Origin of the sequence: Streptomyces sp. NPDC006208 (genome assembly GCF_040613775.1) — a bacterium.
Taxonomy (GTDB): Bacteria; Actinomycetota; Actinomycetes; order Streptomycetales; family Streptomycetaceae; genus Streptomyces.
Genome location: NZ_JBEXSW010000113.1, coordinates 1 through 3,889, shown reverse-complemented (window position 1 = coordinate 3,889; position 3,889 = coordinate 1). Strand labels below are relative to the sequence as shown.

Here is a 3,889-nt window from a genome sequence, read left to right as displayed (position 1 = left end):
GTCCGGCGCGGGCGCGGCGTCCGGCGCGGGCGCGGCGTCCGGCGCGGGCGCGGCGTCCGGCTCGGAGGCTGCGTCCGGCGCAGGTGCGGTCTCCGTTGCAGGGGCGGGCTCAGGGGCCGGGCCCGGCTCGGGTGCCGGCGCAGGTGCGGCGTCCGGCTCGGAGGCTGCGTCCGGCGCGGGCGCGGTCTCCGTTGCAGGGGCAGGCTCAGGGGCCGGGCCCGGCTCGGAGGCTGCGTCCGGCGCAGGTGCGGCGTCCGACGCGCCGCCGTCGGGGGCGGGCTCCCGCTCCGGACCGGGCGCTGCCTGCGGCTCAGCCGGCTCCGGCCCGGTCTGCCCGTCGTCGAATGCCGGGCGGGCGTGGTGCCAGGGGGCGTCGGAGCTGCGCGGGCGCGACGGCGAGGGCGGTGCGGCTTCCTGGTCAGCGGTCGGCTGTGGCTCATCCGTCCGGCGCACGCTCGCCGAGCCCTCGCCGGCGCTGCGGGTACGGCGCGGGCCGGCGGGTGCCGACGGTTCCGGCGATGACGGGGCTTCGGATGCCGACGGGACTTCCGGGGTCGTCTGGGACGCCGAGCCCTCGCTCGCGCTCCGGGCACGGCGCGGGCGGGGCTCCGCCGAAGCGGCCGTCTGGGCAGCGGCCTGGGAGGCCGAGCCTTCCGAGACGCTCCGGGCGCGGCGCGGCGGACGCTCCCCGGCCGCACCGGCACCCGCACCGGCGCCGGCTGCCCGCGGGGTGCGGGCGGGGCGGGCGGGAGCCGGCGGGAGCTGGCCCTTGAGCGGTCCCCACTCGTTCGGATCCGGCACGCCGGGAGGCAGCATCTGGCGGCGCTTGGGCCCACCGTGCTCGGACTCCCCCGGCTCCTTCGCGCCCGGCCAGGCCTTCGCGACCCGTGCGGCGAGCACGAAGTCCTTGCGCAGCGGATGTCCCTCGAAGCCCTCGGGCAGCAGAAGGGGCACCAGATGCGGGTGGTCGGTGAAGGTGACGCCGAACATCTCGTAGGTCTCGCGCTCGTGCCAGCTCGCGCCCGCGTAGACACCGACAGCCGACGGCAGCGAGGCGGCTTCGTGCGCAACCGTGGTGCGCAGCAGCAGCCGGCGGACCGTACGGCCCTCCAGGGCGACGACATGGGCGCAGATCCGGAACCCGGTGCCCGGCTCGTCGACCGCGCTGAGCCAGTCGAAATAGGTGCAGCCCAGCTTGTCGCGGGCGATCTCCAGGGCCGCGATCCAGCTGCCGGCAGGGACGTCGACCGTGAGGAGGTCGTAGGCGTGCTCGGCCGTGGCCTCCTCGCCGAAGATCTCGGTGACTGCGTCCGGAAGCCGGTCGTACTGAGAGGTCTCGTGCCGAGAGGGCTCATGCTGAGCGGTCACTGTCCACCCTCCCCTGCGCCGGGCGCGGGCGGCGGGGTGACCAGGCCGCTCTGGAGCGCGGCCGCGGACGGACGGGCACCGCCATGTCCGTAACGCTCACCCAGCGACTCGCGCGCGATCTTCTCCTGCAGCTTGAGAATGCCCTGGAGCAGCGCCTCGGGCCGCGGTGGGCAACCGGGGACGTAGACATCGACCGGGATGATCTGGTCGACGCCCTTGGTCACGGAGTACGAGTCCCAGTACGGGCCGCCGCAGTTGGAACAGGCGCCGAAGGAGATCACGTACTTGGGCTCGGGCATCTGTTCGTACAGGCGCTTCACCGCCGGCGCCATCTTGTCCGTCACCGTGCCCGAGACGATCATCAGGTCCGCCTGACGCGGGCCGGGCGCGAAGGGGATCACACCGAGCCGGATGAAGTCGTGGCGGGCCATCGACGCCGCGATGAACTCGATGGCGCAGCAGGCGAGTCCGAAGTTGAAGACCCACAGGCTGTAGCGGCGTCCCCAGTTGAGGACCACCTTCATGGGCTCAGGTGCGAGCCTGGCCAGCGCGCCGAGCCTCTTCGGCTCGGGCAGCAGCTGGGGCTCGGGGGTCACGTCCATGTCAGGACGCCCTTCTTCCATGCGTAGAGCAGGCCCACGGCCAGGAAGCCGAGGAAGAGGAACATCTCCACGAGCGTCGTCGCCCCGTACCCGGGCGCGGCAAAGATCGTCGCCCACGGGAAGAGGAAGATCGAGTCGACCGCGAAGATCACGTAGAGGAAGGAGTAGATGTAGTAGCGGACCTGGGTGTGCGCCCAGCCCTCGCCCACGGGGTCCACTCCGCACTCGTATGTCAGGAGCTTCTCCGGCGTCGGCACCACGGGGCGCAGCAGCCGGCCGGCTCCGAAGGCCACGGCGACGAAGAGCACGCCGATGACCGCGAGCAGTCCGACGACCGAGTAACTCTGGAAGTAGTCCGCCGCGAGCACGATCACGGTCGTTTCCGGCACGTCCGCCCCTCGCTCCCTGACCTCGTTCGCCCTGTCGTCTGTTCGACGATCTGTACGCACGGGAGTCTAGGCCCTGCTAAAGAGGGTGTAAGAGCCGTGTCACACATCGGACGGCCATCGAGCGGGCGCCGACCCCTCCTCGACCGGGCGCCGACCGCGCAACGGGTGGGGTTATCCCTACCACTTACCACCCATGGACCCCATGGCGTGCGGACGTCCGGCCCGGCAGGCTGACCCCATGACCGCGAGCGACACCGCCCCCGACAGCCACGACGTACCCGACCGGCCGCCGCCCGCGCGCCTCGCCTTCGACCGGTCCACCTGGAAGGAGATCGCGCATCTGCTGGCCGACCTGCCGGCGTCGCTGGTCGGCTTCGTCTACGTGACCGTCGTGATCTTCACGGGCGCCGGGCTGTCGGTCACCGTGGTCGGTCTGCCCGTGCTCGCCGGCGGGCTGGTCGGTGCCCGGGCGATCGGCAGGGCGGAGCGGGCGCGGGCCCGTGCCCTGCTGGGGGTACGGGTGGACGAGCCCAGCCCACTGCACGGCCGCGGCGGCGCCGACGGCCTGCTCCACCGGCTGTGGTCGCAGCTCAAGGACCCGGTGGCCTGGCGCACGGTGCTGTACTCGTTCATCCGGCTGCCATGGGGCGTTCTCACCTTCACGGTCACGTTCGTGGGCCTGTTCGTCCTGTGGCCGGTGCTGCCCTTCATCGCGCGCGGCCTGGCCAACGCCGACCGGGCCATGGTGCGCGGCCTGCTGTGCCCGTCCGACGACCTGGAGCGGCGGATCGCCGAACTGGAGTCGGACCGGGGCGTGGTCGTCGACACGGCCGCCGCGGACCTGCGCCGTATCGAACGCGATCTGCACGACGGGGCCCAGGCCCGCCTGGTCGCCCTCGCGATGGGTCTGGGCCTGGCCAAGGAGAAGCTGCTCGAGGACCCGGACGCTGCGGCGGCGATGGTCGACGAGGCGCACGGCGAAGTGAAGCTCGCGCTCCAGGAGCTGCGCGACCTCGCCCGCGGCATCCACCCCGCCGTCCTCACCGACCGGGGCCTCGACGCCGCACTCTCCGCCGTCGCCTCCCGCTGTACGGCGCCGGTGACGGTGACCGTCGATCTTCGGACGCGCCCGGCGGCGGCGATCGAGGGCATCGCGTACTTCACCGTGTCCGAGCTGCTGCAGAACGTCAGCAAGCACGCCCGGGCGACCCGGGCCTCCGTGGACGTATGGCGCTCCGACGACCGGCTGATGATTCAGGTCGTGGACGACGGCCGCGGCGGCGCCGGGCTGGACGGCGGCACCGGCATGTCCGGGCTCGCGGACCGGCTGGACGCGGTGGACGGACTCTTCGCTCTGCACTCACCGGTGGGCGGCCCGACGACGGTCACGGCGGAGCTGCCGTGGCGGGAGCGCGCCACCCGCTGACCAGCTCGGCGGCGTGGGCGAGGACGGCCTCTTCCACGGGGTACAGACCCTGCGGCAGCTGATCGACGGCGGGTCGGTCGCCGGAGTCCTGATACGCGACTGGC

Annotated in this window: 5 protein-coding genes; 2 read left to right on the top strand and 3 right to left on the bottom strand. The window is 73.1% G+C overall.

Annotation, left to right across the window (positions count from 1 at the left end; translation table 11 throughout):
• From ABZ208_RS38820 to ABZ208_RS38810, 3 genes are all read right to left on the bottom strand, one after another.
• A partial coding sequence (locus tag ABZ208_RS38820; RefSeq protein WP_356914156.1) for an NADH-quinone oxidoreductase subunit C occupies positions 1–1,368 on the bottom strand: 1,368 nt, incomplete at its 3' end.
• Positions 1,365–1,970 (bottom strand): NADH-quinone oxidoreductase subunit B family protein, encoded by a 606-nt coding sequence (locus ABZ208_RS38815; protein WP_328397711.1) that lies wholly within the window; start codon positions 1,968–1,970, stop codon positions 1,365–1,367. The genes ABZ208_RS38815 and ABZ208_RS38820, both read right to left, overlap by 4 nt.
• Positions 1,961–2,359 (bottom strand): NADH-quinone oxidoreductase subunit A, encoded by a 399-nt coding sequence (locus ABZ208_RS38810; RefSeq protein ID WP_356914155.1) that lies wholly within the window; start codon positions 2,357–2,359, stop codon positions 1,961–1,963. Before ABZ208_RS38810 ends, ABZ208_RS38815 begins: the two co-directional genes overlap by 10 nt.
• A 238-nt stretch (positions 2,360–2,597) precedes the next feature.
• Between ABZ208_RS38810 and ABZ208_RS38805 the strand changes: the two genes are divergently transcribed.
• Together ABZ208_RS38805 and ABZ208_RS38800 are read left to right on the top strand one after the other, a co-directional pair.
• Positions 2,598–3,785 (top strand): sensor domain-containing protein, encoded by a 1,188-nt coding sequence (locus tag ABZ208_RS38805; RefSeq protein WP_356914154.1) that lies wholly within the window; start codon positions 2,598–2,600, stop codon positions 3,783–3,785.
• A 13-nt stretch (positions 3,786–3,798) separates the two neighbouring features.
• Positions 3,799–3,889 (top strand): glycoside hydrolase family 20 zincin-like fold domain-containing protein (locus ABZ208_RS38800; RefSeq protein WP_356914157.1); only part of this gene is annotated, 91 nt, incomplete at its 3' end.